Raw genomic sequence first — 26,992 nt, 5'->3', positions numbered from 1 at the left:
GCGACCCGGGCTCCTGCCGAGGGTCTCGGGGCTCGGCGCCCTCGCAGTCGATCCGGGGCGGGGTCAGGCGAGGGGATCGACGAGGGCGCGGAACCGCTCGGAGGTGCCTCTGGGGTCGCCCTCGCGGTGCAGCTCGCCGCCGATGAGCAGCACGACGTCACGACCGTAGAAGTCGACGAGCTCGGGCACGCGATCCGGGCGCATCCCGCCACCCGGCGCGGGTAGCGAGGGGGCCAGACCCGCGAACGGCCGTGCGCAGCCCTCGGCGATCGCTCGGCACTCCTCCGGCGAGAAGCTGAATCGGCCCCCGTAGGAGGGAAAGATCGCCGCGTCCGCGCCGGCCAGGCGCAGCAGGAGGCCGTAGAGGACGTCCGGGGCGATCCCAGCGGTCGGCGACACCGCGAGGCCACCGAGCAGCGCCGGATGCGCGAGCAGCACGAAGTCGTCCGGCGTGTTCCGCGCGAGCCACCGCACCAGCGGCAACCCGCCGACGCCAGGGACGACGAGCAGGCCGCCGGCGCCGGCTTCGAGGGCGATCCGGAGCCGCTCCTCCACGTGCTCGGGCGGCGCGTCGAAGCAGGGCAGGTATCGAGCCGCGTTGCCGGAGGCGGCGTTGCCCGCCGCGACCGCCTCCGCGATCCGCGGCACCCGCTCGGCGTACGGCGCCCACCGCTGGTCCCCGAGGCCCTGGTCGTCCTTAATGAGGTCGATGCCGCCCTCGGCGAAGGCGCGGCCGAGCGCGGCGAGATCCTCGCTCGGCAGCCCGACGGGCTTCAGCGCGGTCGCGAGGATCGGCCGCTTAGGCACCTCGAGCACCCGCCGGACCCCGTCGACGCCGAGCGCCGGTCCCCCGCCGACCGCCGCGGCGAGCTCCGGGGACACGTCGAGGTCGACGAGCCGCACGCCGGGCAGCAGGGCGCAGTTGCCGAACACCATGACGAGCACCTGCGTCAGCTCGTTCCCGCTGAGGTCGCTCGGGAAGTCGACTGTGGCGAGCGCGAGGCCCGGCCCGCGCTCCTCGACCGAGACGACGTGCGCGCGGGAGGGGGCGGCCTTCGCGGGTGCGAGCTCGGGCGGGAACTCGTGGCTCTGCTCGACCGCGAGCGCCTCCGCCCGGTCCCGCGCCGCGCGGATATCCCCGGTAAGGGCGTAGACGGCGCGGACGGTCACCGCGTGGCCTGGGCGATGGCCGGACCGTATGGGGCGTGCAGCACTCCGCGCTCCGTGACGATGCCGGTGATCAGCCCGGCGGGCGTGACGTCGAAGGCGGGGTTCCAGACCCGCGTGTCCGCGGCGGCCGCGCCGGGTCCTGCGCCCAGCACCTCCGCCGCGGCGCGCTCCTCGATCGGGATCGCCGAGCCGTCCGGCGTGCTCGCGTCGATCGCGTTCCAGGTCGCGGCGACGTAGAACGGCACCCCTGCATGCTTCGCGGCGATTGCGAGCGCGAGGGTGCCGACCTTGTTCGCGGTGTCGCCGTTCGCGGCGATCCGGTCCGCGCCGACGACGACCGCGTCGGCCTTCCCGGCCACGAGCGCGGCGGCGGCCGCCGAGTCGACGAGCAGGGTCACGGGGATGCCGGCCTTGTGCAGCTCCCAGACCGTGAGCCGGGCGCCCTGCCGGAGTGGACGAGTCTCGGTCGCGAGGACGGTGACGGGCTCCCCTGCCTCCGCCTTCGCGTAGACGATCCCGAGCGCGGTGCCGCGGCCGGTGGTCGCAAGCGCGCCGGTGTTGCAGTGGGTGAGCAGCCGGTCGCGGCCGGCGAGCTCCTGCCGGCCGAGCTCGCCGATCGTCGCGCATGCCTCCCGGTCCTCGTCGAGGAGGCGGAGGGCGACGCCGAGCGGGTCTTCGCCTCGGCGCTGCGCGTCGTGGGCGAGCTCGACGGCGACGCGGAGGTTCACCGCCGTGGGCCGAGCGGCGATCACCCGGGCGGCCACGTCCTCCGGGGCGAGGCCGGCGCGGAGGCCGAGGACGTAGCCGAACGCGCCCGCGGTGCCGAGTACGTTCGCGCCACGCACGGCGAGGGTGGCGATCGCCTCGATCACCCCGTCGATCGTGGTGAGCTGCAGGAACACGGTGTCGTCGGGCACGCACCGCTGGTCGAGCACGGTGAGCCCCTCCCCGGTCCACTCGATGCTGCTCACCGTCTCCAGCGGCGCCGCCTCGCCGTCGCTGGCCGTCGGTGAGGAACCGGCGCGCCTGGCCCCGATCACCGCCACGCGCGGATCGCCTCCTCCGCCGCCTGCCCGAGCGCGGTCGGGTCGGCCAGCTCGTGCCGTCGCAGGATCCAGGTGCGCGCGGCGGTCAGCGCGGCGCCGGCCGCCTGCACCCGCTGTGGCTGCTCGAGGGACTGGATGTCGGCAACCTTCGCCCACCCGACGACGCGGCGCACCGCCTTGACGCCGCCGAAGCCGACGGCGCGGCGCCACGTCTCGGCCAGCCAGGACTCGAGGAATGCGTCGTTGAAGGTCGGGTCGACACGGGACGGCCAGAGGCGGCGCAGCTCCGCCTCGAACGCCGCCCACGTCTCGCCGACGAGCCCGGCGACCCACATGCGGAACTCCGCCGGGCGGCCGATCGCGGCGGCGCGTGCCTGCGCGAGGAGGAAGTTGCCGAAGAGCGCACCGAGGTCGAACGCGATCGGCCCGTAGACGCCGAACTCGAGGTCGAACGCCTTCGCGACGACCCCGTCGGCGCCGGCGGCCCCCTCGGGGGCGACGAACACGCTGCCGGTGTGCAGGTCACCGTGGATCCGTCCCTCCGCCGAGGAGAGGAACCGCCACTTCAGCTCCGCCACCTCGGCGAGCACCGCGTCGTCCCGCAGTGCGAGGACCGCGGGCGTCACCGCGTCGTCCCACCCGTTGTGCTCGTGGTCGCGGAACGGCTCCGTGAACACCAGGTCCTCGGTGATCCGGCACAGCTCGACGTTCAACGCGCCGGCGGCGGCCTCCCGCACCTCGGCGGCAGGCAGGCCGAAGGCAGAGGTGCCGAACGCGAGGCGCGCGACGTACCGGCCGAGGTCCGCGCCGGCGCGGCGGGAGATCCGACCCTCGTTCAGCGCAGTGCGCCAGACGGTCCAGCCGGAGAGGTCCTCGATCGCGATGAGCCGCCGGTCGGCGTCCAGGCCGAAGTACCGCGGCGTCGCGCCCGGCGAGGTGCGCTCCGCGGCCGCGTAGCCGCGCGCCTCCGAGAAGATCCGATCCTGCGGCACCGCCCAGGAGTGGTCCGTGCGCACGTACGGCAGGGACTGCTTCAGCACCACGGAGGAGCCGGCCGCGTCGCGAGCGATGAAGACGAGGTTGAGGTTGCCGTCGCCGACCTCCTGCACCTGTGCTGTGGCGGGGTCGACCCCGGCGGCGAGGTCCGGATGCGCGGCGAGGTAGGCGGGGACGGAGTGGACGTCGAGCAGCTCGACGGTCATGCACGGGCCTTCCGGTTGAACAGGGCGGAGAAGCTGACGACCAGCGCGCCGACGAGCAGCAGGCCCTGGACGAAGTCCTGCGCGTAGTACGGGGCGTTGACCATGGTGAGGCCGTTCAGCACGACGCCGACGAAGACGGCGCCGACGACCGTGCCGAACGCGTTCGGACGGTTCGCGCCGAGCACGGCGAATCCGATCAGCGCGGCGGAGACGGCCTGGAGGAGGTAGTCGGCGCCGACGTTCACGTCGCCGCGCCCGAGCCGTGCGGTGAGCAGCACACCGCCGAGGCCCGCGAGGAAGCCGCTGACGACGTAGGCGAGCACGCGCAGCCGCCCGACGTGCGCGCCAGCGAGTCGGGCGGCCTCACGGTTCCCGCCGACGGCCCGCAGCAGCCGGCCGGCGCGGGTACGGGCGAGGAACACGATCACCGCGACGGTGACGACGACGAGCACGATCACCGGCACCGGGACGCCGAGGACGTCGCCCTGCCCGAACCAGGTGAATGCCTCCGTGAACGACCCGCGCGGCGTCGCGCCCGCGTAGCCGGCGCCGTTCGCGATCGACTGCCCAGCGGTGATGAGCAGCGAGGCGCCCGCGAACACGAACATGGTGCCCAGCGTGGCGAGCATGTCGGGCACGCGCGCGACGACGATGAGCAGCCCGTTGAGCAGGCCGATCGCAGTGCCGGCGGCGAGGCCGATCAGCAGGGAGAGGACCGGCCCGAGGCCCCAGTAGACGAGGCTCGCGGCGGTGAGCATCACCGTGAAACTCACGTTCGAGCCCACCGACAGGTCGAAGCCGTCGACCGACATCGAGATCGTCACGCCGAGCGCGACGATCGCCACCACCGCGACGGAGAGCAGGATGCTCAACCCGTTGAAGACGGTGAAGAACGCCGGCTGCGTGACCGCGAACAGGACGATCAGCGCGACGAGGAGGATCAGCAACCCGTAGCGGAACACGGCGTCCCGGACGCAGGCGAGCGGGGTGCGCCGCTTCCCCTCCGGGACGCGGGCCGCAGGCAGGACGTCGCCCGGCGCGGGACCGGGCTCGGCGAGGCGGGTCATACGGTCTCCAGCCGACGCGGGGGGCGCGTCATGATGTCGGCGAGGGTCTCGGCGTCGACGGCACGGGGGTCGACCTCCCCCACGATGCCGCCGTCGGCCATCACGAGCACGCGATCGGCGACCTCGAGGATCTCCTCGGGGTCCGAGGACGCCACCACCGTCGCGGCCGCGTCGGTGCGGCGGACGAGGCGCGCGATGTCGGCGCGGGCACCGATGTCGACGCCGCGGAACGGCTCGTCGAGCACAAGGAGGCGGGAGCCCGCCGCGAGCCAGCGGCCGACGACGACCTTCTGCCGGTTGCCGCCGGACAGCGACTCGATCGCGGCGCGCGGCCCGGAGCAGATCACGCCGAGCGCGCGGATCACGTCGCTCGCGGCGCGGTCCTCGGCGCGCCGGCTCAGCCACGGGCCGCGGCGGTACCGGCGCAGGTCCGGCAGGGTGAGCGAGTCGGCGATGGTCCAGCCGGGCACCTCCGCGGCCCGCGCCCGGTCCTCCGGCACGAATCCGACCCCGGCGAGGATCGCGTCCGCGGGATGGGCGGGACGGAACGGCTGGCCGTCGAGCGCCACGGTGCCGGCCTCGATCGGGCGGACCCCGGCGAGCTGCTCGAGCAGCTCGGTCTTGCCGGCGCCGAGCAGGCCCGTGATGCCGAGCACCTCGCCGCGGCGAACGTGCAGCTCGATCAGCGGGCCGTCGGGGCGGGTGCGCGCGCCGACGACGTCGAGGACGCTCGGGCCCTCCGGCGCCGCAGCGGCGCCGAGCGCCTCGGGAGCCGCGAGGCCGCCGAGGATCGCGGCGGCTAGCCGCGCCGGGTCGAGCGGCGCGACGAACTCTCCCGCGACGGTGCCGTCGCGCAGCGCGACGACGCGGTCGCAGACCGCAACGGTCTCGCCGAGGTGGTGCGTGATGAACACGATCGCGGTGCCGGACGCGGCGAGGCGCCGGACGGTCGCATGCAGCACCTGCTGCTCGTCGACCGAGAGCGCGGCGGTGGGCTCGTCGAGGACGAGCACAGCGGGGTCGGAGGCGAGGCCGCGCGCGATGAGCACCCGCTGCCGGTCCGAGACGCCGAGCTCGGCGACGGGGGCGTCGAGCTCGATGCCGGACAGCCGGTCCGCTGCGATCCGCTCCGCCGCCTGGCGGATGCGGCGGCGGGACGGGAACCGGCCGAGCCCGCCGGCGACGAGCAGCGGCAGGGCGAGGTTCTCCGCGACGGTCGCGTCCGGGACGAGCGCCGCGTCCACGTCCTGGTGCACCGTCTCGATGCCGGCCGCGCGCGCCTGCTCGGCGCTCGCGAGCCGGACCGACTCCCCGCGCACCTCGACCACCCCGCTCGTGGGCGCCTCCGTGCCGGAGAGGATCTTCGTCAGGGTCGACTTGCCGGCGCCGTTCGCTCCGATCAGCCCGAGCACCTCCCCAGCACGCACCTCGAGGGAGACGCCGCGCAGCGCGGTCGTCTCCCCGAAGCGCTTCCCGACGTCGCGCGCCGCGAGGACGCTGCGACCGACGGCATCGTGCGCAGCCGTCACTTGACCGCCGCGATGGTGGGAGTGGAGAGGCCGGGGAACGCCTGCACGAGGCCCGGCACCGTCGTGATCTTCTTCTCGCGCAGCACGTCCTGCGTGATCAGGGCCGGCGGCACCTCGATGGCCTGATCGACCTTCTTGCCGGTGGCCAGGAGGTACGCGGCGCGCACGGTCACGGCGCCGACGTTCGCCGGGTCCGTCGCCGCGGTCGCGACCCACGGGCTTCCGTCGGCGGTGATCACCTCGATGTCCGCGTTCGAGATGTCCGCGCCATAGACCTTGACCTTGTCGGTCAGCTTGAGCTCCTTGACGGCCTGCACGGCACCCTTGGCGAACTCGTCGTAGGGGGCGAGGATCGCAGTGACGCCCGGGTGCGCCTGCAGCGCGGCCTTCACCTGGTCGGCCGTCTGCGCGGCGGTCGAGTCGTTCACGACGCCGACCTGCGCGACCTGCTTGATGCCCGGGTTCGCGCCCTTCACGCTCTTCCATACCGCGTCGCGCTTGTCCAGGGGGGCGTAGCCGGCGACGTAGGCGTAGATGACCTGCGCGGAACCCTTCGTGTCGCTGACGAGCCGGTCGGTGATGTCCTTCGCGATCGTCGCGTCGGACTGGTCGACCGTCGTGACGCCGGCGTTGCCCGTGTCGACGTCGAACGACACGATCGGGATCTTCTGGTCGATCGCGGCCTTGACCGGGCTCTTCAGGCTGTCGGTGAAGCCGTGGTCGACGACGATCGCGCCCGGCTTCGTCACCGTGGCCTGCTGCACCGCGAGCGCCTGCTTCGCGTTGTCGCCGTCGGCGTCGTAGACCTTGAGCCCGGCGTGGAGCTTCTTCGCCTCGGCGTTGGCGCCGGCGAGCCACTGCTCGTAGTAGTCCCCGGCACCGAGCTGGCGCACGAGGGCGAGCGAGACCTTCGAGCCGCCGGAGGCGGGAGCGCCGGACGCGCCCCCCGAGCACCCGGTGAGGGCGAGCGCGGAGGACGCGACGAGCGCGAGGGCGGCGGGGATGCGGAGGGTGCGCGGCGACAAGGTGACTCCGTCTCGACTTACAGTCGGCTGCGGTGGAGGACGGCGGGGTGGACTCCCGTCCGCCCGAGAGACGGTAACGAGCCGGGTGGCGCCTCCGCGGATGGGGGCGACACACGACGCAACCTGGGCGCCGTCGAGCGGATGGTGAGCGCGGGCGCCAGCCGCGAAGGCGGCGATGGCCATCGCCAATCAGCGCGATGGAGAGCGAACAGCCCACTTTGTGGTAGGCCGGAGTGTGTATAAAACAACGATCTGACCAGCGCTAGCACGTATCAGGAGATCGCGTCGGATCTCACTGAATCTCGCACGGATGTTGCCATTCTGTTGCCACTGGCGGGGCCGGCGGATCGCGCGTGAGAGGCCCTCAGCTGACTCTCCTGACCGAGCTTGTAGCGCGTTCCGGTCCGCCTGGGGACACTGCTCGTGGTCGAGGGCGCAGCCGCGAACGCCGTTCTCGCCGATGGACGCTTCGGTATTCTTCGATGCCCGGTGCGACTCATCGCTGCGGGGGCGAGTCTTCTGCCGCGGCTGGTTCGACCATGCCGCGGCGGCGGCGGCCGCCACCGGACCGGGCTCGACGAGCTGACGCCCCACGAAGTGCGGCACACGGCTATCAGCCTCGCCATCTGCGCGGGCGCGATCGGGAGGGTCGTCCAGCGGATGCTCGGTCACGCTTTGCCTCCGCGTGCAGCACGAGCTCCCGCTCGAGCTGTCGCGCCACCGGCTCCGCGAAGTGCGCCACGTCCCGCCGCGCCCCGCCGTACGCGATCCACCGCGCCGCGCTCGGGCGGTACCTGCTGGCCGTGAGGACGTCCCTACGACTCTTCGCGCGCTCGCTTACCCTCGCGGCGGGCAAGCATCACGAAAGCGCCGGCGAGCCCGAGCCAGAGGACGGCAAGAACTATCCCGCCAGCGTTCTGCACCGCGACGGCCAATACGACTGCGATCGCGACAGCAACGACGGCGGTGCACCAATATGCGATGGAGTTCGTCTTGTGGGAGTTCGGGAAGCGTCTGCCGGTCCTGCGCATCCACCAGCGAAGCAGCAAGCCAATAATGACGGCGCCGGCCAGAATCAGAAGAGTCGGTCCGATGCCGAACTGGCGCGCGAACGAACCCATCCTCACGTTATAGAACAACCCGTCGCCAGAGTCGGCAGCAAGGGCTGACTTTGTGCAAAGTGACAGCGGTGACAGGAGTCCCCGCACTACGTTGCTTCGGTGCCCGTCTAGATCTATGTCGTCGCAATCGTGCTGATCGTGGCCGTTCAGGTATTCCGCATGTGGCTGTTGAACAAGCGGTATCGAGAGCACGGCAACCCCCTGCTTGGAGAGCGGGGACCCCGAGCGCAGCGTTGGAGCTGGGCGCTCACCGGCATCTGCGCGGTCGTGCTCGTCGGCATGTTCCTCTTTCAGGCCATTCCGCATCATTGAGGGCGTGCATGACGACCCCGACGAGTTCGGCGACGTGGAGCTCCTCAACTGCCTCCGCTGCCTCATCCCACTCGATGACGCTGGCTCGGAGGCGCAGCCCTACCTCGCGTGCGGGATCCGCGGCTTTGTCCGCGTGACGGCCTGAGACGGAGCCCGCCCTGCCGTGGCTCGTCGACTCCGCAATCGTTGCTGTGGTCTCGGCGGTGTTCGGCCCCCGCGTCCTCGGCTTGGAACGAAGGGGGTGGCGCCGGCGGATCGGCCTCGGCCTCGGCATCTTCGCTACTGTCCTCGTCGGGATGGCTGTCGTCGCGGCGCTGCTGCTTTGGTTGAGCGAGCTCAGCCGAAGCGCTCTTTATGGTCCCGGGCAGTAATGGCCTCGGCCGCACTGGCCATCGCGCGTCAGCGCCTTCTCCGGCGCAGCACGAGGACGACGATGCCCACGACCGCGGCGTGCGCAGCGACTAACGACCCGACACTGGCAAGCGGGCCGTGTGAGACATGGATGAATCGCATCGGGGGCGCCGTGCCAGCTTCTACGCGTCTCCGTCGGGTTTCTTGAGTCGCTCAACCAGGTTCGCGCTTCGTGAGCAACGACTGATGCTCCTGCTCACGCTCGTCCCGCCGTTCATCGAAGTCGGACGGGGGCATCAGCCCGGGCGCCCTCATGCCTTCGAGCGCGGGGAGGCCAGCGATCGCTGACAGGTCGCCGTCGACGAACCGCGTGGACTCGTAGAGGTAGAGGCGCTCGAGTCGGATTGAGCCGAGCCAGCGGCTCGGCGCGGAGGATGCGGCGCCCTGCAGCGCGGGATTGAGACCGTGGTTTAGTCCTGGCTAGCGGACAGCTCGGCGGTGGACGCGAGGGAGAGCGGCGACCAGCCGGCGCGGTTGTGCGCGCGGACGCGGACCGTGTATCGACCGGGCGGCAGCGGCATGGTGCGGGCGATGCGGCGGGCGGCATCCGCGTCTATGCGCTGCAGGACGTGACCGGCGCGCAGCACCGAGAGCTCGTAGCCGTCCACCCGGGGGGCTGCGTCATCGACCACCACACGCCATCGGACAGTGAGGCGGGAGGACGCCTCGACGGTGATGCGGGGGCGAGCAGGGGCGGTGGGCACGACGGAGGGGTCCGGCAGCGTCGCGGTGCCGAGGGTCGTCTCCGGCCCCTCGCCGAGGTTGTTCTGGGCCTGCACCGTCACCGTGAACGGGACGCCCGTGGGGAGACGGGTGAAGGTGTAGGAGCGCGCGGTCGCCGGGATCAGGTCGACCCAGGTGCCCCGCTGCGCCGACGTTGCGGTGACGACGTAGGTCTCGAGCGGGAGGCCGTGGTCGTCCGCGGCGGTCCAGTGCGCGGTGACGGTGGTGTCGGTCCGGGTGAGCGTGCCGATGGGGGGTGCCGCCGGGACGTCGACGACGGTGGCGGAGACGGGGTCGCCTGTCGCGCCGACGCCCATGGAGTCGGTCGCGTGGATCCAGAAGCGGTAGGTCCGTCCGACCTCGAGCCCGTCGATGCGGCACCAGGTCGCCTTGGTGGTGCAGCCGAGGCCGGCCTGGTCGGTGGTGACGCTGTAGGTGGAGGGATCGGCGGTGTTCGGGTCCGCGGTCCAGTTCAGGTTGACGGACGTGCCGATGATGCCGACGGAGAAGTCGGCGACCGGCCCGGGCGGCCCCAGCACGAGCGGCTTCGAGGGCTCGCTGGGGCCGAACGAGTTCACTGAGCGCACCACTGCGGTGTAGATGACGTCGGTCGGCAGACCAGTGATGCTGCAGCCGAGGTAGGCGGTCGTGCAGGTGTGGTCGCCGGGCTCGAGTGTGACGACGGAGGAGGTCACCGCGGAGGTGAGCGCGTGGGGCGAGGGCTGCCATGACAGGTTGGCCGTGCCGTACCCGAAGCGCCCGACGAGGCCGGTCGGTGCCTGCGGGACGGTCGCGGGGGCCGGGGTGAGGGGGCTGGGGGAGGAGGGCAGCGAGAGGCCCACCGCGTTGACGCTCACGACCGTGTAGACCGGCGGTCGTCCGGTGGGCTGGCCGGCGACGTCGACGTCCGCCTCGAGCACGTCGCCGGGGGTCGTCGTGACGGTGGCGCTGTTGGAGCCGATCACTCGGTAGGCGGTGATGGTCCTTCCCCCGTCGTGGGCGGCGGGCCAGGAGAGCCGGAGGTGCGTCCCCACGCCGGTCGCGACCGCCGAGACGGAGGCGGGGGGATCCGGGAAGCCGACCCGGAGCTCGTCCGGGAGTGTCTGCACTGCGCCGGAGTCGCCGGTGGTCGTCGTCGCGTCGGCGATCACGAGCGACCAGGACCCGGTCGCGTCTGCAGGGACGACAGGATGTGCGATCCATGTTCCGGCCGTCGTGTCACCGGAGACGAGCGTCGCGGCCGTCGCGGACGTCGTCACGCCGTCCTTCGTGAACCAGACGTCCGGGCCGTGATCGATCGTGCTGGAGGTGGCGATCTCGAACAGGGAGACGGTCACCGGACCGCCGGTCGCGTCGATCTCGTGCGGCGTGACGCTGATGTCATACGCCCACGGTCCTCGTGAACCCGGCGGATCCGTCTGCGTCGCCGCGCCGGCGGCTGCCGCCGGAAGCGCGGCCGCTGCCGCCGTGAGCAGCGCGCCGACAACGGCGAGCCGCCGCAGGCGCCGGACGAGCATCACGCCGGAACTATCGCCAAGACGGGTGGCGGAGTGCGCCGCGCCGCGCCGTGGGGCGCGATGCGGAAGGAGGCCATGACGAGGTGACGCGGCTGGGGAGTCACCCTTAGTGGGGCGAGGACAGACAGATCTGTGCCGGCCGCGACCAGGCGCCTCTTATTGCCCGTCAGTCAAGACCGAATCAGTTGAAGAGCCTATTGAGACGGCTATTGAGGGGTACTCGACAGTGGGGCGTATTCGGCATCGGCCTGCCGAGTCTCCTGCACCCACAGGTTCGTATTCGTGAGGGCGCGACCTGGCGCAGTCACTAGCCTCACGAACGTGGGGCATGCAACCGTTGCGGACATAGTTGCCTGCTGCACCGTTGTCGCCCTCATCTTCGCGACGGCGATCGCACGGTTCATCCTTCGCGGACCCGACCGCCGCGTGCGGATCTATGCGATGACGAGATGGCCCTGGGCCGTGATCGCGGCGATCAGCCTCGTACTGGTCATCGTCGACGAGGGGAAGGTGGGGGCCTCCTGGTTCGCGGCGGTGTCCTCCGCCTTCGAAGCCGCCCTTACGCAACTCATCCATTTCGGGCTTCGACAGGTCGCGCAGAGCCGTCAATCTCGAAAGACGGAGGGATGAGCTAACCCGTCCCACGGGTAGCAGTACCTCCAGAGCCCATCCCGTTCGAGACGCCGGCAGCAGCGAAGCCAGTTACAGCTTGTAGTCGATCAGAGGCACGCGCGGCTCAGACGGACCTGTCGCGAGCGACCGCATCCCGAAGGCGTCCGCAAGCCACCAAACGCTCAACGCCGTCCCGAGGATGACTCCCGCAAACCCGTAGAGGCCGTGGCCGACGGTGTGGTCGCTGAAGTTGAGGGCGAGGCTGCCGGCACCCATCAGGAACATGATCGTGCCGGACTTGATACGACGGAGGAAGAAGCGATGCGCGCCGAGCCCCCCAAGCAGCAGAAGCAGTACGCAGGCGACCACTAGGCGTCGGCGCGCCTGCCACTCGCCCTGCGTGCGCGGGCTGGGTGGCCTGCTGGGCTCTTGATGTGCCACGGTGATCCGATCACTTCCGCTTCTTCGTCGAAAGTCACGGAAGCGATCATTCATGCCTAGACGTTTCCGCACGCGCAACCCGGATTCTTGTCGGGCCTCGGTCAACCGCGACGGGGGCGATTGCGCGAGTCAGTTCACGAAGCCTGGCTCACTGGGCGGATCGTCGGTTGATCCGTTCGGACAGAGAGACGGCGATGCCGACCACGCCCACCCCAAGCATGAGGACGCCGATCGCGCCAATGCCAACTGTCGGGCCGAGGGTCGGGGCCGAGCTCGGGCCGTGATCGTCCTGCCAGACGATCCGAGCGACGATAGTGAGATAGACCAGAAACAAAATGGCGCAACTTAGGGCGAACGTCACAACGCTGCACCAAAGACGCACCTTGATTGACCTCCTACTGATCTGCCACGTTCAGTGACACAAGCATCGTGCCCGCGTGGGCCAAACGCTTGGCAGCTCCACCATTCGCTGCGTTGGCGCAGGTTGCGTAGTTCAATCCTCTCGCATGAAGAATGGATTTCGAGGCGTTCGGCTTCAACGAGGAGGACCGGCCAGCCGCCCGGCGAGCAGTCCGAAGATGGATGCGGCGGCAGGCGACGCCGTCCCCACAACTGCCCACCAGCCTCCGCCATGGGTCAGCAGGTACAGGGTCAGGAGAACGGTGCCCCAGATGCCTAGGACCAATGACGCAAGGCCCCAAGTCCACGCGAAAGCCCTTCGAGTTCCTACCGGTTGGCGCTCGGCCTGTGGCATCAGAGCACGACCTGAGCACAGTTGCGGCACCGCATGGCCACGAACTCGCTCGGCAGCGTCACCACGACGCAGGTCGGGCACAGGACGTCGGGGACCGGGTTTAGCACGCCACGGACGCTAGTTGCTTGGCGCGCACATCGCCTTCGGCTGTCCACAATGCGGCGAGAACCGTGGTTTCACCGACCTCGCCGGGCCCTCTTCGTCTGTCGATCCCATCTGAGAATGTGCTCGTACACAGGTACATCGATGTGTCGGCTACCCCGCGAGGTAGCGAACGAACCGGGCGCCGCTTCTGACCGGGTGGTTACGCTCTCGGGGTGGATGATCCGACCGGGCTTTCGGAAGATCAAATGTTGACGTACTTCATCGGAGATATCGCGAGGGACGACGCGTGGTGCGAGGGCGAAGCCCGGCAGCTATGGTCCACGCTGACCCGATATGCCTCTGAAGTGCCTGCCGAACCGAACACCTATGAGGCGGTCCTGCGTTCGTGTAGAGACTTGCTGGGTCGGGCACCGCTAGACGAGTCGATTCGCTCAATTTGTCGCCGAGCTTTGGATGAGGCGAGCGACGCGCACGGGCTCCGCAACCTCCTGACGCACGACATCTGGATGCGGCAGGGGCTTCAGGGAGAGAACTGGGTGTCACTGAAGGCCCGGACCAGCATGAAGAACCTGAAGCCGGTTCGCCCGATCGGAGACTTTGAGAAGTGCCGGACACGGCTGGCGCGGCTGATCATGCGGCTGCGGGCGCTCTACCTGATCCTCCCGGAGTGGTTCGGAGAGGGAAGCGACATCCTGGACGAGGCCCGGGCGTACTGGACGGCGATCGCGATGGGCAACTTTAAGGACGGGGAAGGCCGGTACGTTCCGACCCTCGTGGACCTGCCAACCGTCCGAGTCGTTAGGCGCCCTTGGGATGCTTGACCATCGTTTCCGTGAGTGCTGAACATGCTCCTGTCGCCGAGTGAGCGTGCCGCTCTTACCATCCGTGGGTGAGCACGACTGACGGGGTCCCGGAGCGTCGAGCCCTTCTCGAGCGTCAGCGCGTCCTGCTGCGGCAACGTCGCTCGCTCAATTGGGTGATGCTCGCCGTCGTCGCGGTGCTAGTGATCAACCTCATCGTGGTGTTGCTGACGACCTGGAACTGGTGGTCAGCCGTGATCGCTGTCTTTATCAGTGGTCTGTTCGGAGGCATGCGGGCGTATCACTTGAAGCGCATTGGCGAACGGCTTCGGCGCGTCGAGCACGAGTTGAGCCAGGGGGCTCCTCAGCCCTAGACCCATCGTCAGCGATGCTCGTCCAGCCTGCCCAAGGTTCCGTCCTCTCGACTCGCTGGCCGCTCGCACTACAAGGATCGATTGTGAGGAGGCTTGGTCGTCATCGCTTCTGCACGGTGAGGACGTCGCCGGCGAAGACCTGATCGCCGATGGCCCAGCCGAGCTTCAGATAGCCGGGTGCCGCGTTGACAGGGACGGTGACGAGCATCTCGAAGGTGATCGAGGCGCCGTGCTTGAGCGGATGAGCGGCGGCGCAGTTGAGGGTGTTGATCGTGCGGGTGTTCGCCTGCCCTCCGTGCCCGTTGTCGGCGGTGACGTACTGCTCGTAGGTCGGGCAGTCGGTGAAGCTGAGCGTGGTTCGGGCGGTGTTGGTCAGGGTGACGGTGTAGCGCAGCTGCTCCCCGGCGGTCACGGTGTGGGGGGCGGTGATGGCGGCGCGGACGTGCGTGTAGGGGCCGGTGGGGTTCGGTTCGGGGTCGTCGCGGTAGTAGCTGCTGCTGCCGGCGTTGTCGTTGATGCCGGCGCAGGTGAGCCGTGCGTCGGTGGGCAGGAGAGCGCCGTGGAGGCGGATCGGAGTGCCGTGCACCTCGAGCCAGAGGGGCTGCGTCCATGGGCCGAGTAGGCCCTGACCGGCGCGGCAGTTGCCGGTGATCGCGGCCTGGAAGTGCGTCGTAGCGCCAGGGGCGAGCACGATGAGGGTCGCCTGCTGGGGGTCGACCCGGGTGGTCGCGATGGGCTGGGTCCTGCCGTCGTGCTTCGTGAGCAGGGTCAGGTCGCGGTCGGTCAGGGAGCACGGTCCGTGGGAGGTGTTGCGGATGAAGGTGGGCATCTCGAAGGCGCCCATGGCCTTGCCGCCGCTGGTGTTGGTGACGGTGACGTCAGCCGCGGTGCAGGCGGGGTAGTGCGACGCCGAGGCGCTCCCAGCAGCGACGATTGCGGTGGAGGGCTTGCTGTCCGTCCACGGCACCAGGGTCGCGGCCGGCGTCGGCAGTGCGGCGGGATGGCCAGCAGGCCGCCCGGATATCAGCAGCGTTCCTGCGGCCGCCGCGGCGATGACAGCTGCAGCGATGGGGAGGAGCAGCCAGCCGCGGGAAGAGCGGGACGGGGAGATGGGTGCGGCAGGGCGGAGCTCGAAGGGCTCGTCGTTCCAGATGTCGTCTCTGCCGAGTCGGCGCAGATCCTCGTCGAGGTTCATCGGTCGCCCTCCGTCATCGTCGTTCGCAGTGATGCGAGTGCGCGGGCTGCCTGGCTTCGGACCGTGCTCGCCGTGCAGCGCAGCACCTGGCCGATCTCCCGGTCGTCCAAGCCGCTGTGGTACCGGAGCACCAGCACGGCGCGCTGCCGGACCGGCAGCTTCGCCAGCCGACCGAAGAAGGCCCGGTCCCGCTCGTAGCGGAGCAGTCCCTCGTCGTCGACAGGTCGATCAGGGACGTCGCCGACCGGCAGGTCGTGGCGGCGCCGCAGATGATCCATCGCCTTTCGGGTGACCGCTGTGCGCGCATAGGCGCCGGCTGTCTCAGGCCGCACATCGCTCCAGCCGCGGGCGAGGGCGATGAACGCCTCCTGGACGATGTCCTCCGCATCGTGCCGGTTTCCGGTCAGCAGGGTCGCGAGCCGCACCATGCGAGGCCCCTGTGACCTGATGAAGGCGGCGAACGAGTCGCTCTCCTTCAGCCCAGCCACTGGTAGCCCTCTCAGGGGCGCCGCATCGAGGGCGCTCATACCTCTCATACGGGTCGGATGGCTCGATCTGCTGCAAGCGCCCCGCGAAGACGAGAAATGCGCCCAATAGCGGAAGTGGCGGTGAAGGCGCGACCTCCCCGGGAGCCACAGACAGGGCTGCGCGAACGGTCGCTGCAAGACCCCTCGCATGACCCCTCGCAAGGTGCCTCGTTGGGTGCGAGGGGTCTTGCGAGGGGTTTCGGGGCGTCTTGCCCTGTCCTGGCCTGCCACCTCGGCTGGCGCCGCTTCCGAACCACCCACACACAACTTGAAGTTGTGAGCGGGTGGTTCGGAAGTACAGGTGGCAGGCCAGGACAGGGCAAGCAAAGAGGTGAGGGAACGGAGCAGGAGCAGTTATGGGAGGAAGGGGCAGGAAGAAGGGGAGAAGCAGGAGGAGGGGTGGGAAGGCAGCGAGCGGAAGAGACGGCGTGAGGGAAGACGGGGGAGCGGGGGAGGGGGAAGGCGTCAGGTGAGGTGACGTGAGGTGGTGATGCAGGAGCCGGCGGAGGAGTGTCGGAGTGAGGTGGTGGAGTCGCGAGCAGGTTGAGCGAGGCGTTGGTGACCGAAGTGCGGAGGACGGGAGTCGGGCGCCACGACGTCGAGCGGACGCCGTACTCATCGAAGGGGTGCTGAATGGGTTCGGTCGAGAGCTATCCAACGGAGTCGGGGCGCCGCTACCGGGTGCTTTACCGCCGACCGGACAATCGGCAGACCTCGAAGCGGGGTTTCCGCACGAAGCGCGACGCCGAGCTGTTCCTGGCGGCGGTCGAGATCGACAAGAGCCGCGGCGTGTACATGGACCCGTCGCGCGGCCGCATGCTGCTCGACGACTGGCTCGGCTCGTGGCTCGAGCAGCGCGCCGACCTCCGCCCGACGACCCGCGAGCGCGTCGTCGGCATCGTGGAGCGACTCATCCGGCCCGCGCTCGGCCGTTACCCACTGGCGGAGCTCACCCACAGCACCGTGCAGCGCTGGGCTGCCGGGCTCTCGGAGACGCAGGGACCGGCGAGCGTGCGCAAGTGCGTCAACGTGCTCTCGGGCGCGCTCGAGGCCGCCGTCGCTGACGGCCGGCTCGTGACGAACCCGGCCCGCGGCCTGAAGCTGCCGAAGGTGACGCGCGGCGGCAAGCGGTACCTGACGCACGAGCAGGTGCGGCGACTCGCGGACGCGGTCGACGCCATTGGTGGCGGTCAGCAGAACGGCGCGGCAAACGGCTACGGCACCCTGATCCGCGTGCTCGCCTACTGCGGGCTCCGCTGGGGCGAGCTGTCCGGTCTCCGTGTCGGCGACGTCGACTTCCGCCGCGGGCGGCTCGAGGTGCGGCATACGGTCGTCGAGGTCGGTGGGCGGCAGATCGAGTCCACGCCGAAGGACTACGAGGCCCGGTCGATTCCCGTCCCCGCGACCATCCTCCGTGAGCTCGCCCTGCTCACCCGCAACAGACCGGCAGAGGCTCCCGTCTTCTCCGGCGCTCGACGCGACTCCTGGCTCCGCGGGCGCGTCTTCCGCCGCGGCTGGTTCGACCAGGCGGCAGCCGAGATCGGTCTCGACGGGCTGACCCCACACGAGCTGCGGCACACCGCCGCCAGCCTCGCCATCAGCGCGGGCGCGAACGTGAAGGTCGTGCAACGGATGCTCGGCCACGCCTCGGCCGCCGTGACCCTCGACGTCTACTCGGATCTGTTCGACAACGACCTCGACACCGTCTCCACGGCACTGGATCGCACGCTGTCGCAGCAGGTTGTTGCCATTTCGTTGCCACTGGCCGAGATGAGCACACATGCAGAAGGCCCGCGACCAAGGAAACCCCTGGTCGCGGGCCTTTCTTCTACGGCGCCCCCAGCAAGATTCGAACTTGCGCCCCTGCCTCCGGAGGGCAGTGCTCTATCCCCTGAGCTATGGGGGCCGAAGGGACGCTCCAGGCTAGCAGCCGGAGCGCCTCCGCCCTTCGCGCGGTAGTCGTGGCGTCACGCGGTGCGCATGCGCACCGCGCGGCGCCACCGGTACCGCGCGAGGCGGGCGCGGGTCAGCGCTGCGCGTCCGCGAGGTGCTGGCGCAGCTGCTCCGCGGTGTCGCGGACCACGTAGCCGGGCTTGTCGCGCTCGATGCGCCAGCTGTCCGCGAGGGGGCCGCCGTCGACCGCGTCGAAGCCGAACTCGTCGAGCAGCGCCACGACGGTCTGCTTCGCCGACTCGTCGTCGCCGAACACGGCGAGCGCGCGGCGGTTCGAGTCGCCGGCGGGGGAGTTGTCGGTGGTGAGGTCGGCGGCGGTGATGTGGTTGAACGCCTTCACGACCTTCGACTGCGGGAGGTGGCGCTGCAGCATCCCGGCGGTGGTCGTCTGCTTGTCATCGAGCTCGGCGATGTGGCCGTCGCGCTCGAAGTAGTAGTTGTTCGTGTCGATCACGATCTTCCCGGCGAGCGGCTCGACCGGCACGCTGTCGATGTTCTTCAGCGGGATCGTCACCACGACGAGGTCGCCGGCCTTCGCCGCGTCCTCCGCGAACGCGGCGCTCGCCTTGTCGTCGCCGAGCTCGGCGACGAGCCCGGAGAGGGTCTCGGGGCCGCGGGAGTTGCTGATGACGACCTGGTAGCCGTGCTGCACCGCGAGGCGGGCGAGCTGCGAACCGATGTGGCCGGCCCCGATGAGGCCGATCGTGGAGATGCCGTTCACTGTCATGCTCCGGCCAACCGGCGCTCGGGCGACGTATGCCCGTGCCGGGATGCTTCTCGGCGAGCGCTCAGGGAGCCAGGAGCGGCGCCCCGGTCAGCGGTGCCTCCAGAGCGACGTCCGCACGGCGGTCACGATCGTCGCGGCGTCGCCGGGTTCGTAGAGGTCGGCGGAGCGGGCGAACACCCAGTACGCGCCGGGGAAGGCGTCCGCCTCGCCGACGCCGCCTGTAGCGTCGAAGTAGCCCTCGACCCCATAGGTCGGGACGGAGTTGCTCCGATCGACGAGGTCGTTCTTCATCGCGAGATCGTCCGCCGTCGAGGGCTTCGCGACGGCGACCTCGAGCAGGTGTCCCGAGCTCGCGTCCTTCCACGCGCACACGGTGCCGTGCAGCGCGGCGAGGCGTGCCGCCGGGGATCCGGGTGACGGTGCGTAGCCGGGGACCCCGGCGTACTCCCGCCCGATGGTGCGGGTCAGTGCGAGCGGCACGAGCTCGGCGCAGGGGATCGACACCGGTGTCGCGGTCGCGGGATGCTGCGCGGGCGGCTTCGCGCTCGGCGTCGCGGCCGCGACGGGCCTCGTGGTCGCGGTCGCCCGAGGCGTCACGGTCACGAGGCCCGGGCTGGACGTGCAGCCGGTCAGCAGCAGCGCCGTCGCCGCGAGCGGCGCGACGATCGCGGGCAGCGGTCGCGGCATCGTCCCTCCCCGGTGGTGCGAGCGGGAGGGACGATAGCCCCCGTCCGGGGGACGGGCGGGGAGGCGTCCCGGCGCGCCGGGGCGCTCGGGAGGCGCCCGGTAGCATCGATCCTCATGAATCCGGCCGAGCTGCAGGTCGCCGTCAAGGGTCTCGTCGAATCGGCCGCGGCCGACCGCGGCGCGGTCCTCACGCTCTCCGACGCGGACGTGGTGCTCGAGCGCCCCCGCAGCCGCGAGCACGGCGACTGGGCGAGCACCGTCGCGATGCGGGTCGGCAAGCGCATCGGCATCGCGCCGCGCGATCTCGCCGCCGAGCTCGCCGAGGGGCTGCAGAGCCTGTCCGGCGTCGCCGCCGTCGAGGTGGCGGGACCCGGCTTCATCAACATCACCCTCGAGGCCGCCGCGGCCGGCGAGCTCGCGCGCCGCATCGTCACCGAGGGGGAGGCGTTCGGGCGCTCGACCGTGCTCGACGGGCTGCCGATGAACCTCGAGTTCGTCTCGGCGAACCCGACCGGCCCGATCCACCTCGGCGGCACCCGGTGGGCGGCGGTGGGCGACAGCCTCGCCCGCATCCTCGAGGCCCAGGGTGCCGCGGTGACGCGGGAGTACTACTTCAACGACCACGGCGCGCAGATCGACCGCTTCTCGAACAGCCTCGTCGCCCGCTACCTCGGCGAGCCCGTGCCCGAGGACGGCTACGGCGGCGGCTACATCGCCGACATCGCGGAGCGGGTCGCGAGCGCCTACGACGGCGACCTGAAGGCGCTGCCCCGCGACGAGGCGCAGGAGGTCTTCCGCCGCATCGGCGTCGACCTCATGTTCGGCGAGATCAAGCAGTCGCTCCACGACTTCGGCGTCGACTTCGACGTCTACTTCCACGAGAACGACCTCTACGAGTCCGGCGCCGTCGAGCACGCCGTCGCGCGGCTGCGCGAGCTCGGCCACATCTACGAGGCCGACGGCGCCACCTGGCTGCGCACCACCGACTTCGGCGACGACCGCGACCGCGTCGTGCTCAAGAGCAACGGCGAGGCGGCGTACATCGCGGGCGACCTCGCGTACTACCTGAACAAGCGCGAGCGCGGCTTCGAGCGCTGCCTGATCATGCTCGGCGCCGACCACCACGGCTACATCGGGCGCCTCATGGCGATGGTGGCCGCGTTCGGCGACACCCCGTGTGTGAACCTCGAGGTGCTCATCGGGCAGATGGTGAACCTCCTGCGCGACGGCGTCCCCGTGCGGATGTCGAAGCGCAACGGCACCGTCGTGACGATGGAGGACCTCGTCGAGGCCGTCGGCGTCGACGCCGCCCGCTACTCGCTCGTCCGGTCGTCCGCCGACAGCGCCCTCGACATCGACCTCGACCTCATCAGCCGGTCGACGAACGACAACCCCGTCTACTACGTCCAGTACGCGCACGCCCGCACCCGATCCGTGGCGCGGAAGGCGGAGGCGGCGGGCGTCACCCGGACGGTCGACGGCCCGGACGGCACCGCTGTCGACGCGTTCGACCCGTCGCTGCTCACGCACCCCGCCGAGTCCGAGCTGCTCGGCACGCTCGAGCAGTTCCCGCGCGTCATCGAGCGGGCCGGCAGCCTCCGCGAGCCGCACCGCGTCGCCCGATACCTCGAGGAGCTCGCCGGCACCTACCACCGCTGGTACGACTCGTGCCGCATCATCCCGCCGGCCGGCGAGGACATCGAGGCCGTGCACCGCACCCGGCTCGTCGTCAACGAGGCGACCGGGCAGGTGCTCCGCAACGGCCTCGGCCTGCTCGGCGTGACCGCCCCGGAGCGGATGTAGCCGGTGTCCGTCCCGGCGGACACGAGGCCGCTGCCGGTGCAGACGGCGCCCCGGCGGCGCCGGCACCCGGTGCGCAACACCCTGATCACGCTCGTCGTGCTCGTGGTGCTGCTCGGCGTGGCCGCGGTGGTGGGCGACAACGCCTTCCGCGCCGTGGCCGAGCAGCAGATCTCCGCGAGCGTCGTGCGCAACCTGCCGCCGGGCGTGAGCGGCACGGTCACCTCGAGCATCGGCGGCCCGTCCGCCTTCGTGCAGTGGATGCACGGACGCTTCGACGACGTGACGCTCACGTCGAAGGACCTGAGGATCAACGGCGGGGCGGCGTCCGCGAAGGTGCTCGTGCACGACCTGCCGGTCAACGGGACCGGCCGGCTCGGCGCGACGTCGGGCACGCTGACCATCGGTCAGGCGTCGCTGCGGCGGCTCGAACCCCTCGCGCAGGCCCAGGCGAGCGCGCCGCGCCTCGGCGACGGCACGGTGTCGACGTCGGTGCAGCGGCAGTTCCTCGGCATCGACATCACCGTCGACGTGACGCTCGTGCCGTCCGTCCGCGGCTCCTACGTGCGGCTGAACCCGACGAAGGCGCAGCTGCGCAGCGGCCCGATCAGCGTGCCGGGCACGGCGCTCATCAAGGCGCTGCTGCCGGACGGCATCTCGGTGTGCGCGGCGAAGTACCTGCCGCCGAAGGTGCGGCTCACGGACCTGAAGGTGAAGCCGTCGTCGGCGACGCTCGCCTTCACGGCCGACGGCCTCGTGCTGTCCGACCTGCAGCAGGGCGTGACGGGGTCCTGCTCGTAGGCGCGTGACGACCGCCCCATTGCAGGGGATCCACCCGGATGCAGGGGCGGAGGCGCGTGTCGACCCTGCACGAGGGCGGATCCCCTGCAGTCGCGGCGGCCACGGTGGTTCCGCGGTACGCGGCGGCGGATGACGCGGCGCGACGCTCGCGCCGGAGGCGGGTGGAGCCGCTCCGGTAGGCTGCCGGGCGGCTCGCGCCGGACCGCGGCCGCCGACCGGGAAGACCGCCGTGACCTCCAGCAATCCGCTCGTGCCCGAGCGCCTCGCGGGCGAGGCCGACCCCACGGGGCTCGACCCGAAGGTGTGGCCGGGCAGCGCGCGCCGCGACGCCGACGGCGTGCTCCGGATCGGCGGCGTCCGCGTGACCGAGCTCGCCGCCCACCACGGCACGCCGCTCTACGTGCTCGACGAGAGCGAGGTGCGGCGCCGCGCCACCACCGTCGTCGCCGCCTTCCGCAGCGCGGCCCGGGCCGCCGGCAGCGACGCGACCGTCTACTACGCGGGCAAGGCCTTCCTCTCCGCCGCCGTGGTGCGCTGGATGCTCGAGGCGGGCCTCCGCATCGACACCTGCACCGGCGGCGAGCTCGCCCTCGCGCTCGCGGCCGGCGCCCCGGGCGCGGCGCTCGGCCTGCACGGCAACAACAAGTCCGACGACGAGCTCGAGGCCGCGGTCGCCGCAGGTCTCGGGGCGATCGTGCTCGACTCCGCCGCCGAGGCCGACCGCGTCGCCGACGTCGCCGCCCGCCTCGGGCGGACGCAGCGGGTGCGGCTGCGGGTCAACTCCGGCGTCCACGCCTCGACCCACGAGTACCTCGCCACCGCCCGCGAGGACCAGAAGTTCGGCGTCGCCCTCGCGGACGTCCCGGCGGCGGTCGCTCGGATCCGCCGGCGGCCCGAGCTCCAGCTGCTCGGCCTGCACTCGCACATCGGCTCGCAGATCTTCGGCAGCGACGGCTTCGCCGAGGCCGCCCGGCGGCTGCTCGCGGTGCACCGCGACCTGCTCGAGGGCGGCCCCGTGCCCGAGCTGAACCTCGGCGGCGGCTTCGGCATCGCCTACACGTCCGCCGACGACCCGGCCGACCTCGACGACCTCGCCGAGCGCATCGTCGCGACCGTCGCCGCGGTCTGCGCCGAGCTCGGGATCCCCGTGCCGCACCTCGCCGTCGAGCCCGGCCGCTCGATCGTCGGCCCGGCGGGCGTCACGCTCTACACGGCGGGCGCCACGAAGGACGTCGAGGTCCAGGCGGGCGCCGGCAGCGGCATCCGCCGCTACGTGGCGGTCGACGGCGGCATGAGCGACAACGCGCGCACCGCGCTCTACGGCGCGGACTACACGGTGCGGCTCGCCTCGCGCGCCTCGGAGGCCGAGCCGGTGCTCGTCCGCGTCGTCGGCAAGCACTGCGAGTCCGGCGACGTGGTGGTGCGCGAGGACCTGCTGCCCGCCGACGTCGGCGCCGGGGACCTGCTCGCCGTGCCGGCGACGGGCGCGTACCACCACAGCCTCGCCTCGAACTACAACCTCGTCACGCGTCCGGCCGTGGTCGCCGTCGACGACGGGGCGGCCACCGTGCTGATCCGCCGTGAGACCCTCGCCGAGCTGCTCGGTCGCGACACCGGGCTCGAGCAGCCGATCCTCGAAGGAGCGCGCCGATGACCCCCGGCACCCCGCCGATCCGCGTCGCCGTGCTCGGCGCCGGCACCGTCGGCGCCGAGGTCGCCGCCCGGCTGCTCGAGCACGGCGACGAGTTCGCCTCCCGCATCGGCGCCCCCGTGGTGCTCGCCGGCGTCGCCGTCCGCGACCTCGACGCGCCGCGCACCCCGGCGCTGCCGCGCGAGCTGCTCACGACCGACATCGAGAACCTCGTGCTCGGCGCGAACATCGTCGTCGAGCTGATCGGTGGCGTCGAGGACGCCCGCCGGGCGGTGCTGCTCGCGCTCGAGAGCGGCGCGGACGTCGTCACCGGCAACAAGGCGCTGCTCGCCACCCACGGTCCCGAGCTCTTCGCGGCCGCCGAGCGGGTCGGCGCCCAGCTGAACTACGAGGCCGCCGTGGCGGGCGCGATCCCGATCATCCGGCCGCTGCGCGACAGCCTCGCCGGCGACCACGTGCTGCGGATCCTCGGCATCGTGAACGGCACGACGAACTTCGTCCTCGACCGCATGGACGAGCACGGTGACGACTTCGCCGGCGCCCTCGCCACCGCCACGCGGCTCGGCTACGCCGAGGCGGACCCGACGGGCGACGTCTCCGGCGCCGACGCGGCCCAGAAGGCCGCGATCCTCGCGGGCCTCGCCTTCCACACGACCGTGCCGCTCGAGGCCGTCGCCGTCGAGGGCATCGAGCGGGTCACCGCCGACCAGGTGCGCGCCGGGCGGGCGGCCGGCTACGTCGTGAAGCTGCTCGCGATCTGCGAGCGCCTGACGGGCCCCGACGGCACGGAGGGCGTGAGCGCCCGCGTGCATCCCGCGCTGCTGCCGCGGAGCCACCCGCTCGCGGCGGTCCGTGGGGCGAACAACGCCGTCTTCGTGCAGTCCGAGGCGGCCGGCGACCTCATGTTCTACGGCGCCGGCGCCGGCGGGCGGCAGACCGCCTCGGCGGTGCTCGGCGACCTCGTCTCGGTCGCCCGCCGCCACGTGGTCGGTGGCCCCGGCCTCGTGCCGCAGCCCGCGGGCGCCGACCTGCCGGTGCTCGACCCGGGCGTCGTGCGGACGCGCTACCAGATCACGCTCTCGGTGCGCGACGAGCCCGGCGTGCTCGCCCGCCTCGCAGGCATCGTCGCCGAGCACGGCGTCTCGATCGAGACCGTCGAGCAGTCCCGGGCCAGCGATGACGGCACGGCTAGTTTGATCATCGGCACCCACGCGGCCCCGGAGGCGGCGCTGAGCGCCACCGTCGAGGCCCTCGGGGCGGCCGCCGAGGTGGAGTCCGTGGCCGGGGTGCTGCGGATCGAGGGCCTGGAACGAGGGGACGCGGCATGACCGACACCACGACCACGACGGCGATCCGGCCGTCCCGGCAGTGGCGGGGCGTGCTCCGCGAGTACGCCGACCGCCTCGACGTGACCGAGGCGACGCCGGTCGTCACCCTCGGCGAGGGCGGCACGCCGCTCATCGAAGCGCCCGCGCTCTCGCGCCGCACCGGCGCGAAGGTCTGGGTCAAGTACGAGGGCATGAACCCGACCGGCTCCTTCAAGGACCGCGGCATGACGATGGCGATCAGCAAGGCCGTCGAGCACGGCGCGAAGGCCGTCATCTGCGCCTCGACCGGCAACACATCGGCGTCGGCCGCCGCCTACGCGACGCACGCCGGCATCACCGCCGCGGTGCTCGTGCCCGAAGGGCGCATCGCGCTCGGCAAGCTCTCGCAGGCGATCGCGCACGACGCCGAGCTGCTGCAGGTGCAGGGCAACTTCGACGACTGCCTCGAGATCGCCCGCGAGCTCGCCGAGCACTACCCCGTGCATCTCGTCAACTCGGTGAACAACGACCGCATCGAGGGGCAGAAGACCGCCGCCTTCGAGGTCGTCGAGGTGCTCGGCGACGCCCCCGACCTCCACTTCATCCCCGTCGGCAACGCCGGGAACTACACGGCGTACCACCGCGGCTACCGCGAGGAGCTCGACCGCGGCGCCACGACCCGGCTGCCGCGGATGTTCGGCTTCCAGGCCGCGGGCTCGGCCCCGATCGTGCACGGCGAGGTGGTGCGGGACCCCGACACCATCGCGTCCGCGATCCGCATCGGCAACCCCGCGTCGTGGCGCCTCGCGCTCACGGCCCGCGAGGACAGCGACGGGTACTTCGGGGCGATCGACGACGCGAAGATCCTCGAGGCGCACCGCATCCTCTCCGCCGAGGTCGGCATCTTCGTCGAGCCGGCGAGCGCGATCAGCGTCGCGGGTCTGCTCGAGCGGGCCGAGGCGGGCGCGGTGCCGAAGGGCGCCACCTGCGTGCTCACCGTCACGGGCCACGGCCTGAAGGACCCGCAGTGGGCGCTGAAGGGCCCGAACGGCGCGGAGGTGACGCCGACGAGCGTCCCCCTCGACGCCGCCGCGATCGCCGAGACGCTCGGCCTCGGCGCGGCCGTCCGGTGAGGGCGCCGCTGCCGCCCGGCCGGTCGGTCACGGTCGAGGTCCCCGCGACCACCGCGAACCTCGGGCCCGGGTTCGACACCCTGGGGCTCGCGCTGTCGGTCTACGACACCCTCACGGTGACGGTCACGGACCGCCCCGGTGTCCACGTCGAGGTGCAGGGCGTCGGCGAGGGCGAGGTGCCGACCGACGAGTCGAACCTCGTCGCCCGCGCGATCGCCGAGGTGTTCGCCGAGGTGGGGGAGCCGCTGCCCGGCCTCGACCTGGTCGCCCGCAACACGATCCCGCACGGCCGCGGCCTCGGCTCGTCGGGCGCCGCGATCGTGTCGGGCATCGTCGCCGCCGCCGGGCTGCTCGCCGACCGCGCGCACCTCGACGGCGACCGCCTGCTCGGCCTCGCGACGCGCATGGAGGGCCACCCCGACAACGTGGCGCCCGCGCTGTTCGGCGGCCTCACCATCGCGTGGACGGGACCGGACGGGCCGCAGCACAAGAAGCTGCTCGTGCACCGCGGCGTCTCGCCGCTCGTGCTCGTGCCGGAGCACACGATGTCGACGGCGCTCGCGCGCAGCCTGCAGCCGGCGAGCGTGCCGCACGAGGACGCGATCTTCAACGTGTCCCGCTCGACGCTGCTCATCGCAGCGCTCACGCAGTCGCCCGAGCTGCTGCTCGTCGCCACCGAGGACCGGCTGCACCAGTCGTACCGGGCGGCGGCGATGCCGGAGACCGACCGGTTGATCCGGCTGCTCCGCGAGGCCGGTCACGCGGCGGTGGTCTCGGGAGCGGGCCCGTCGATCCTCGTGCTCACGAGCGACCCCTCGCAGCGCCTCAAGGCCGCCGACCTCGTCGCCGCGCGGGCCGAGCAGACGTGGAGCGCGCTCCTCCCTGCCGTGGATTTCAAAGGTGCTACGCTTCGGGAACGATCGGCACCCGCCGTGCGCGCCCCGTCCTGAACGGGGGCGCCGGTCGCCGCTTCCCCGCCGCTTCGTCGGCCGGTGCGGGCAG

At 71.5% G+C, this 26,992-nt stretch carries 25 protein-coding genes and 1 tRNA gene; 11 read left to right on the top strand and 15 right to left on the bottom strand.

From position 1 onward, the window contains the following. Positions 1 to 63: 63 nt before the first annotated feature. The 7 genes from QDR37_RS14330 to QDR37_RS14300 all read right to left on the bottom strand — a co-directional run bounded on the left by QDR37_RS14330 (position 64) and on the right by QDR37_RS14300 (position 8,160). A complete protein-coding gene (locus QDR37_RS14330; protein ID WP_279714457.1) occupies positions 64 to 1,170 on the bottom strand; it encodes a RuBisCO large subunit C-terminal-like domain-containing protein in 1,107 nt (368 codons plus the stop codon). Then, a complete protein-coding gene (mtnA, locus tag QDR37_RS14325; protein ID WP_279714456.1) occupies positions 1,167 to 2,216 on the bottom strand; it encodes an S-methyl-5-thioribose-1-phosphate isomerase in 1,050 nt (349 codons plus the stop codon). Before mtnA ends, QDR37_RS14330 begins: the two co-directional genes overlap by 4 nt. Further along, the gene (gene mtnK, locus QDR37_RS14320; protein WP_279714455.1) at positions 2,207 to 3,418 is read right to left on the bottom strand and encodes an S-methyl-5-thioribose kinase; all 1,212 of its coding nucleotides are present in this window, start codon (positions 3,416 to 3,418) and stop codon (positions 2,207 to 2,209) included. The genes mtnA and mtnK overlap by 10 nt, the downstream gene beginning before the upstream one ends. After that, complete coding sequence (locus tag QDR37_RS14315) at positions 3,415 to 4,485, bottom strand: ABC transporter permease (RefSeq protein ID WP_279714454.1); 1,071 nt, start codon at positions 4,483 to 4,485, stop codon at positions 3,415 to 3,417. The genes mtnK and QDR37_RS14315 overlap by 4 nt, the downstream gene beginning before the upstream one ends. Beyond that, positions 4,482 to 6,014 carry a sugar ABC transporter ATP-binding protein gene (locus tag QDR37_RS14310; protein WP_279714453.1) on the bottom strand — a complete coding sequence of 511 codons (1,533 nt, stop codon included), beginning with the start codon at positions 6,012 to 6,014 and terminating at the stop codon, positions 4,482 to 4,484. Before QDR37_RS14310 ends, QDR37_RS14315 begins: the two co-directional genes overlap by 4 nt. After that, complete coding sequence (locus QDR37_RS14305; RefSeq protein ID WP_279714452.1) at positions 6,011 to 7,039, bottom strand: substrate-binding domain-containing protein; 1,029 nt, start codon at positions 7,037 to 7,039, stop codon at positions 6,011 to 6,013. Before QDR37_RS14305 ends, QDR37_RS14310 begins: the two co-directional genes overlap by 4 nt. Before the next feature lie 815 nt (positions 7,040 to 7,854). Then, positions 7,855 to 8,160 (bottom strand): hypothetical protein, encoded by a 306-nt coding sequence (locus QDR37_RS14300; RefSeq protein ID WP_279714451.1) that lies wholly within the window; start codon positions 8,158 to 8,160, stop codon positions 7,855 to 7,857. A 129-nt stretch (positions 8,161 to 8,289) separates the two neighbouring features. Here QDR37_RS14300 and QDR37_RS14295 point away from each other — a divergent pair, with 129 nt between their 5' ends. Beyond that, positions 8,290 to 8,472, top strand: coding sequence for a hypothetical protein (locus QDR37_RS14295; protein ID WP_279714450.1), 183 nt, complete (start codon positions 8,290 to 8,292; stop codon positions 8,470 to 8,472). Positions 8,473 to 8,476: 4 nt separating this feature from the next. Continuing rightward, a complete protein-coding gene (locus QDR37_RS14290; protein WP_279714449.1) occupies positions 8,477 to 8,617 on the top strand; it encodes a hypothetical protein in 141 nt (46 codons plus the stop codon). 676 nt (positions 8,618 to 9,293) lie between these two features. Here the strand turns inward: QDR37_RS14290 and QDR37_RS14285 are convergent. After that, the gene (locus QDR37_RS14285; RefSeq protein WP_279714885.1) at positions 9,294 to 11,123 is read right to left on the bottom strand and encodes a fibronectin type III domain-containing protein; all 1,830 of its coding nucleotides are present in this window, start codon (positions 11,121 to 11,123) and stop codon (positions 9,294 to 9,296) included. 321 nt (positions 11,124 to 11,444) lie between these two features. Between QDR37_RS14285 and QDR37_RS14280 the strand changes: the two genes are divergently transcribed. Beyond that, positions 11,445 to 11,753 carry a hypothetical protein gene (locus QDR37_RS14280; protein ID WP_279714448.1) on the top strand — a complete coding sequence of 103 codons (309 nt, stop codon included), beginning with the start codon at positions 11,445 to 11,447 and terminating at the stop codon, positions 11,751 to 11,753. Positions 11,754 to 11,825: 72 nt separating this feature from the next. On the opposite strand, the gene QDR37_RS14275 is transcribed toward QDR37_RS14280, so the two are convergent. Further along, complete coding sequence (locus QDR37_RS14275; RefSeq protein WP_279714447.1) at positions 11,826 to 12,230, bottom strand: NINE protein; 405 nt, start codon at positions 12,228 to 12,230, stop codon at positions 11,826 to 11,828. 1,017 nt (positions 12,231 to 13,247) lie between these two features. On the opposite strand from QDR37_RS14275, the gene QDR37_RS14270 reads away from it, so the two are divergent. Both QDR37_RS14270 and QDR37_RS14265 read left to right on the top strand, forming a co-directional pair. Further along, entirely contained in the window at positions 13,248 to 13,856 is a 609-nt protein-coding gene (locus tag QDR37_RS14270) for a hypothetical protein (protein WP_279714446.1), read from the top strand. A 68-nt stretch (positions 13,857 to 13,924) separates the two neighbouring features. Further along, positions 13,925 to 14,209, top strand: a complete 285-nt coding sequence (locus QDR37_RS14265; RefSeq protein WP_279714445.1) for a hypothetical protein — start codon at positions 13,925 to 13,927, stop codon at positions 14,207 to 14,209. A 100-nt stretch (positions 14,210 to 14,309) separates the two neighbouring features. On the opposite strand, the gene QDR37_RS14260 is transcribed toward QDR37_RS14265, so the two are convergent. The 6 genes from QDR37_RS14260 to QDR37_RS14235 all read right to left on the bottom strand — a co-directional run bounded on the left by QDR37_RS14260 (position 14,310) and on the right by QDR37_RS14235 (position 19,298). Further along, positions 14,310 to 15,404, bottom strand: coding sequence for a DUF4232 domain-containing protein (locus QDR37_RS14260; RefSeq protein WP_279714444.1), 1,095 nt, complete (start codon positions 15,402 to 15,404; stop codon positions 14,310 to 14,312). Further along, complete coding sequence (locus tag QDR37_RS14255; protein WP_279714443.1) at positions 15,401 to 15,931, bottom strand: SigE family RNA polymerase sigma factor; 531 nt, start codon at positions 15,929 to 15,931, stop codon at positions 15,401 to 15,403. The genes QDR37_RS14260 and QDR37_RS14255 overlap by 4 nt, the downstream gene beginning before the upstream one ends. A 615-nt stretch (positions 15,932 to 16,546) precedes the next feature. After that, positions 16,547 to 17,575, bottom strand: coding sequence for an FAD/NAD(P)-binding protein (locus QDR37_RS14250; protein WP_279714442.1), 1,029 nt, complete (start codon positions 17,573 to 17,575; stop codon positions 16,547 to 16,549). A gap of 190 nt (positions 17,576 to 17,765) precedes the next feature. Next, positions 17,766 to 17,837, bottom strand: a tRNA-Arg gene (locus QDR37_RS14245). Between the two features lie 120 nt (positions 17,838 to 17,957). Beyond that, positions 17,958 to 18,596, bottom strand: coding sequence for an NAD(P)-binding domain-containing protein (locus QDR37_RS14240; RefSeq protein ID WP_279714884.1), 639 nt, complete (start codon positions 18,594 to 18,596; stop codon positions 17,958 to 17,960). Positions 18,597 to 18,698: 102 nt separating this feature from the next. After that, on the bottom strand, positions 18,699 to 19,298 hold the full coding sequence (locus tag QDR37_RS14235; protein ID WP_279714441.1) for a hypothetical protein: 600 nt from the start codon (positions 19,296 to 19,298) through the stop codon (positions 18,699 to 18,701). 114 nt (positions 19,299 to 19,412) lie between these two features. On the opposite strand from QDR37_RS14235, the gene argS reads away from it, so the two are divergent. From argS to thrB, 6 genes are all read left to right on the top strand, one after another. Then, on the top strand, positions 19,413 to 21,101 hold the full coding sequence (argS, locus tag QDR37_RS14230; RefSeq protein WP_279714440.1) for an arginine--tRNA ligase: 1,689 nt from the start codon (positions 19,413 to 19,415) through the stop codon (positions 21,099 to 21,101). Positions 21,102 to 21,104: 3 nt separating this feature from the next. Next, on the top strand, positions 21,105 to 21,899 hold the full coding sequence (locus tag QDR37_RS14225) for a DUF2993 domain-containing protein (RefSeq protein ID WP_279714439.1): 795 nt from the start codon (positions 21,105 to 21,107) through the stop codon (positions 21,897 to 21,899). Positions 21,900 to 22,128: 229 nt separating this feature from the next. Beyond that, positions 22,129 to 23,553: a diaminopimelate decarboxylase gene (lysA, locus tag QDR37_RS14220; protein WP_279714438.1), complete on the top strand. Its 1,425-nt coding sequence runs from the start codon at positions 22,129 to 22,131 to the stop codon at positions 23,551 to 23,553. Beyond that, complete coding sequence (locus tag QDR37_RS14215; protein ID WP_279714437.1) at positions 23,550 to 24,878, top strand: homoserine dehydrogenase; 1,329 nt, start codon at positions 23,550 to 23,552, stop codon at positions 24,876 to 24,878. Before lysA ends, QDR37_RS14215 begins: the two co-directional genes overlap by 4 nt. Beyond that, positions 24,875 to 25,990 carry a threonine synthase gene (gene thrC, locus QDR37_RS14210; protein ID WP_279714436.1) on the top strand — a complete coding sequence of 372 codons (1,116 nt, stop codon included), beginning with the start codon at positions 24,875 to 24,877 and terminating at the stop codon, positions 25,988 to 25,990. The genes QDR37_RS14215 and thrC overlap by 4 nt, the downstream gene beginning before the upstream one ends. After that, entirely contained in the window at positions 25,987 to 26,940 is a 954-nt protein-coding gene (thrB, locus tag QDR37_RS14205; RefSeq protein ID WP_279714435.1) for a homoserine kinase, read from the top strand. Before thrC ends, thrB begins: the two co-directional genes overlap by 4 nt. Positions 26,941 to 26,992 lie beyond the last annotated feature (52 nt).

Source organism: Amnibacterium sp. CER49, from assembly GCF_029846255.1.
GTDB lineage: Bacteria > Actinomycetota > Actinomycetes > Actinomycetales > Microbacteriaceae > Amnibacterium.
The sequence above is the reverse complement of the archived record's forward strand: the minus strand, read 5'-3'. Positions and strand labels throughout refer to the sequence as shown.

Coding starts and splice junctions, on each gene's coding strand:
- QDR37_RS14215 (WP_279714437.1), top strand. CDS start 23,550: ATGACCCCCGGCACCCCGCCGATCCGCGTCGCCGTGCTCGGCGCCGGC.
- QDR37_RS14300 (WP_279714451.1), bottom strand. CDS start 8,160: ATGGGTTCGTTCGCGCGCCAGTTCGGCATCGGACCGACTCTTCTGATT.
- QDR37_RS14285 (WP_279714885.1), bottom strand. CDS start 11,123: ATGCTCGTCCGGCGCCTGCGGCGGCTCGCCGTTGTCGGCGCGCTGCTC.
- QDR37_RS14235 (WP_279714441.1), bottom strand. CDS start 19,298: ATGCCGCGACCGCTGCCCGCGATCGTCGCGCCGCTCGCGGCGACGGCG.
- QDR37_RS14315 (WP_279714454.1), bottom strand. CDS start 4,485: ATGACCCGCCTCGCCGAGCCCGGTCCCGCGCCGGGCGACGTCCTGCCT.
- QDR37_RS14255 (WP_279714443.1), bottom strand. CDS start 15,931: ATGAGCGCCCTCGATGCGGCGCCCCTGAGAGGGCTACCAGTGGCTGGG.
- argS (WP_279714440.1), top strand. CDS start 19,413: ATGAATCCGGCCGAGCTGCAGGTCGCCGTCAAGGGTCTCGTCGAATCG.
- QDR37_RS14275 (WP_279714447.1), bottom strand. CDS start 12,230: ATGAATGATCGCTTCCGTGACTTTCGACGAAGAAGCGGAAGTGATCGG.
- thrC (WP_279714436.1), top strand. CDS start 24,875: ATGACCGACACCACGACCACGACGGCGATCCGGCCGTCCCGGCAGTGG.
- mtnK (WP_279714455.1), bottom strand. CDS start 3,418: ATGACCGTCGAGCTGCTCGACGTCCACTCCGTCCCCGCCTACCTCGCC.
- QDR37_RS14260 (WP_279714444.1), bottom strand. CDS start 15,404: ATGAACCTCGACGAGGATCTGCGCCGACTCGGCAGAGACGACATCTGG.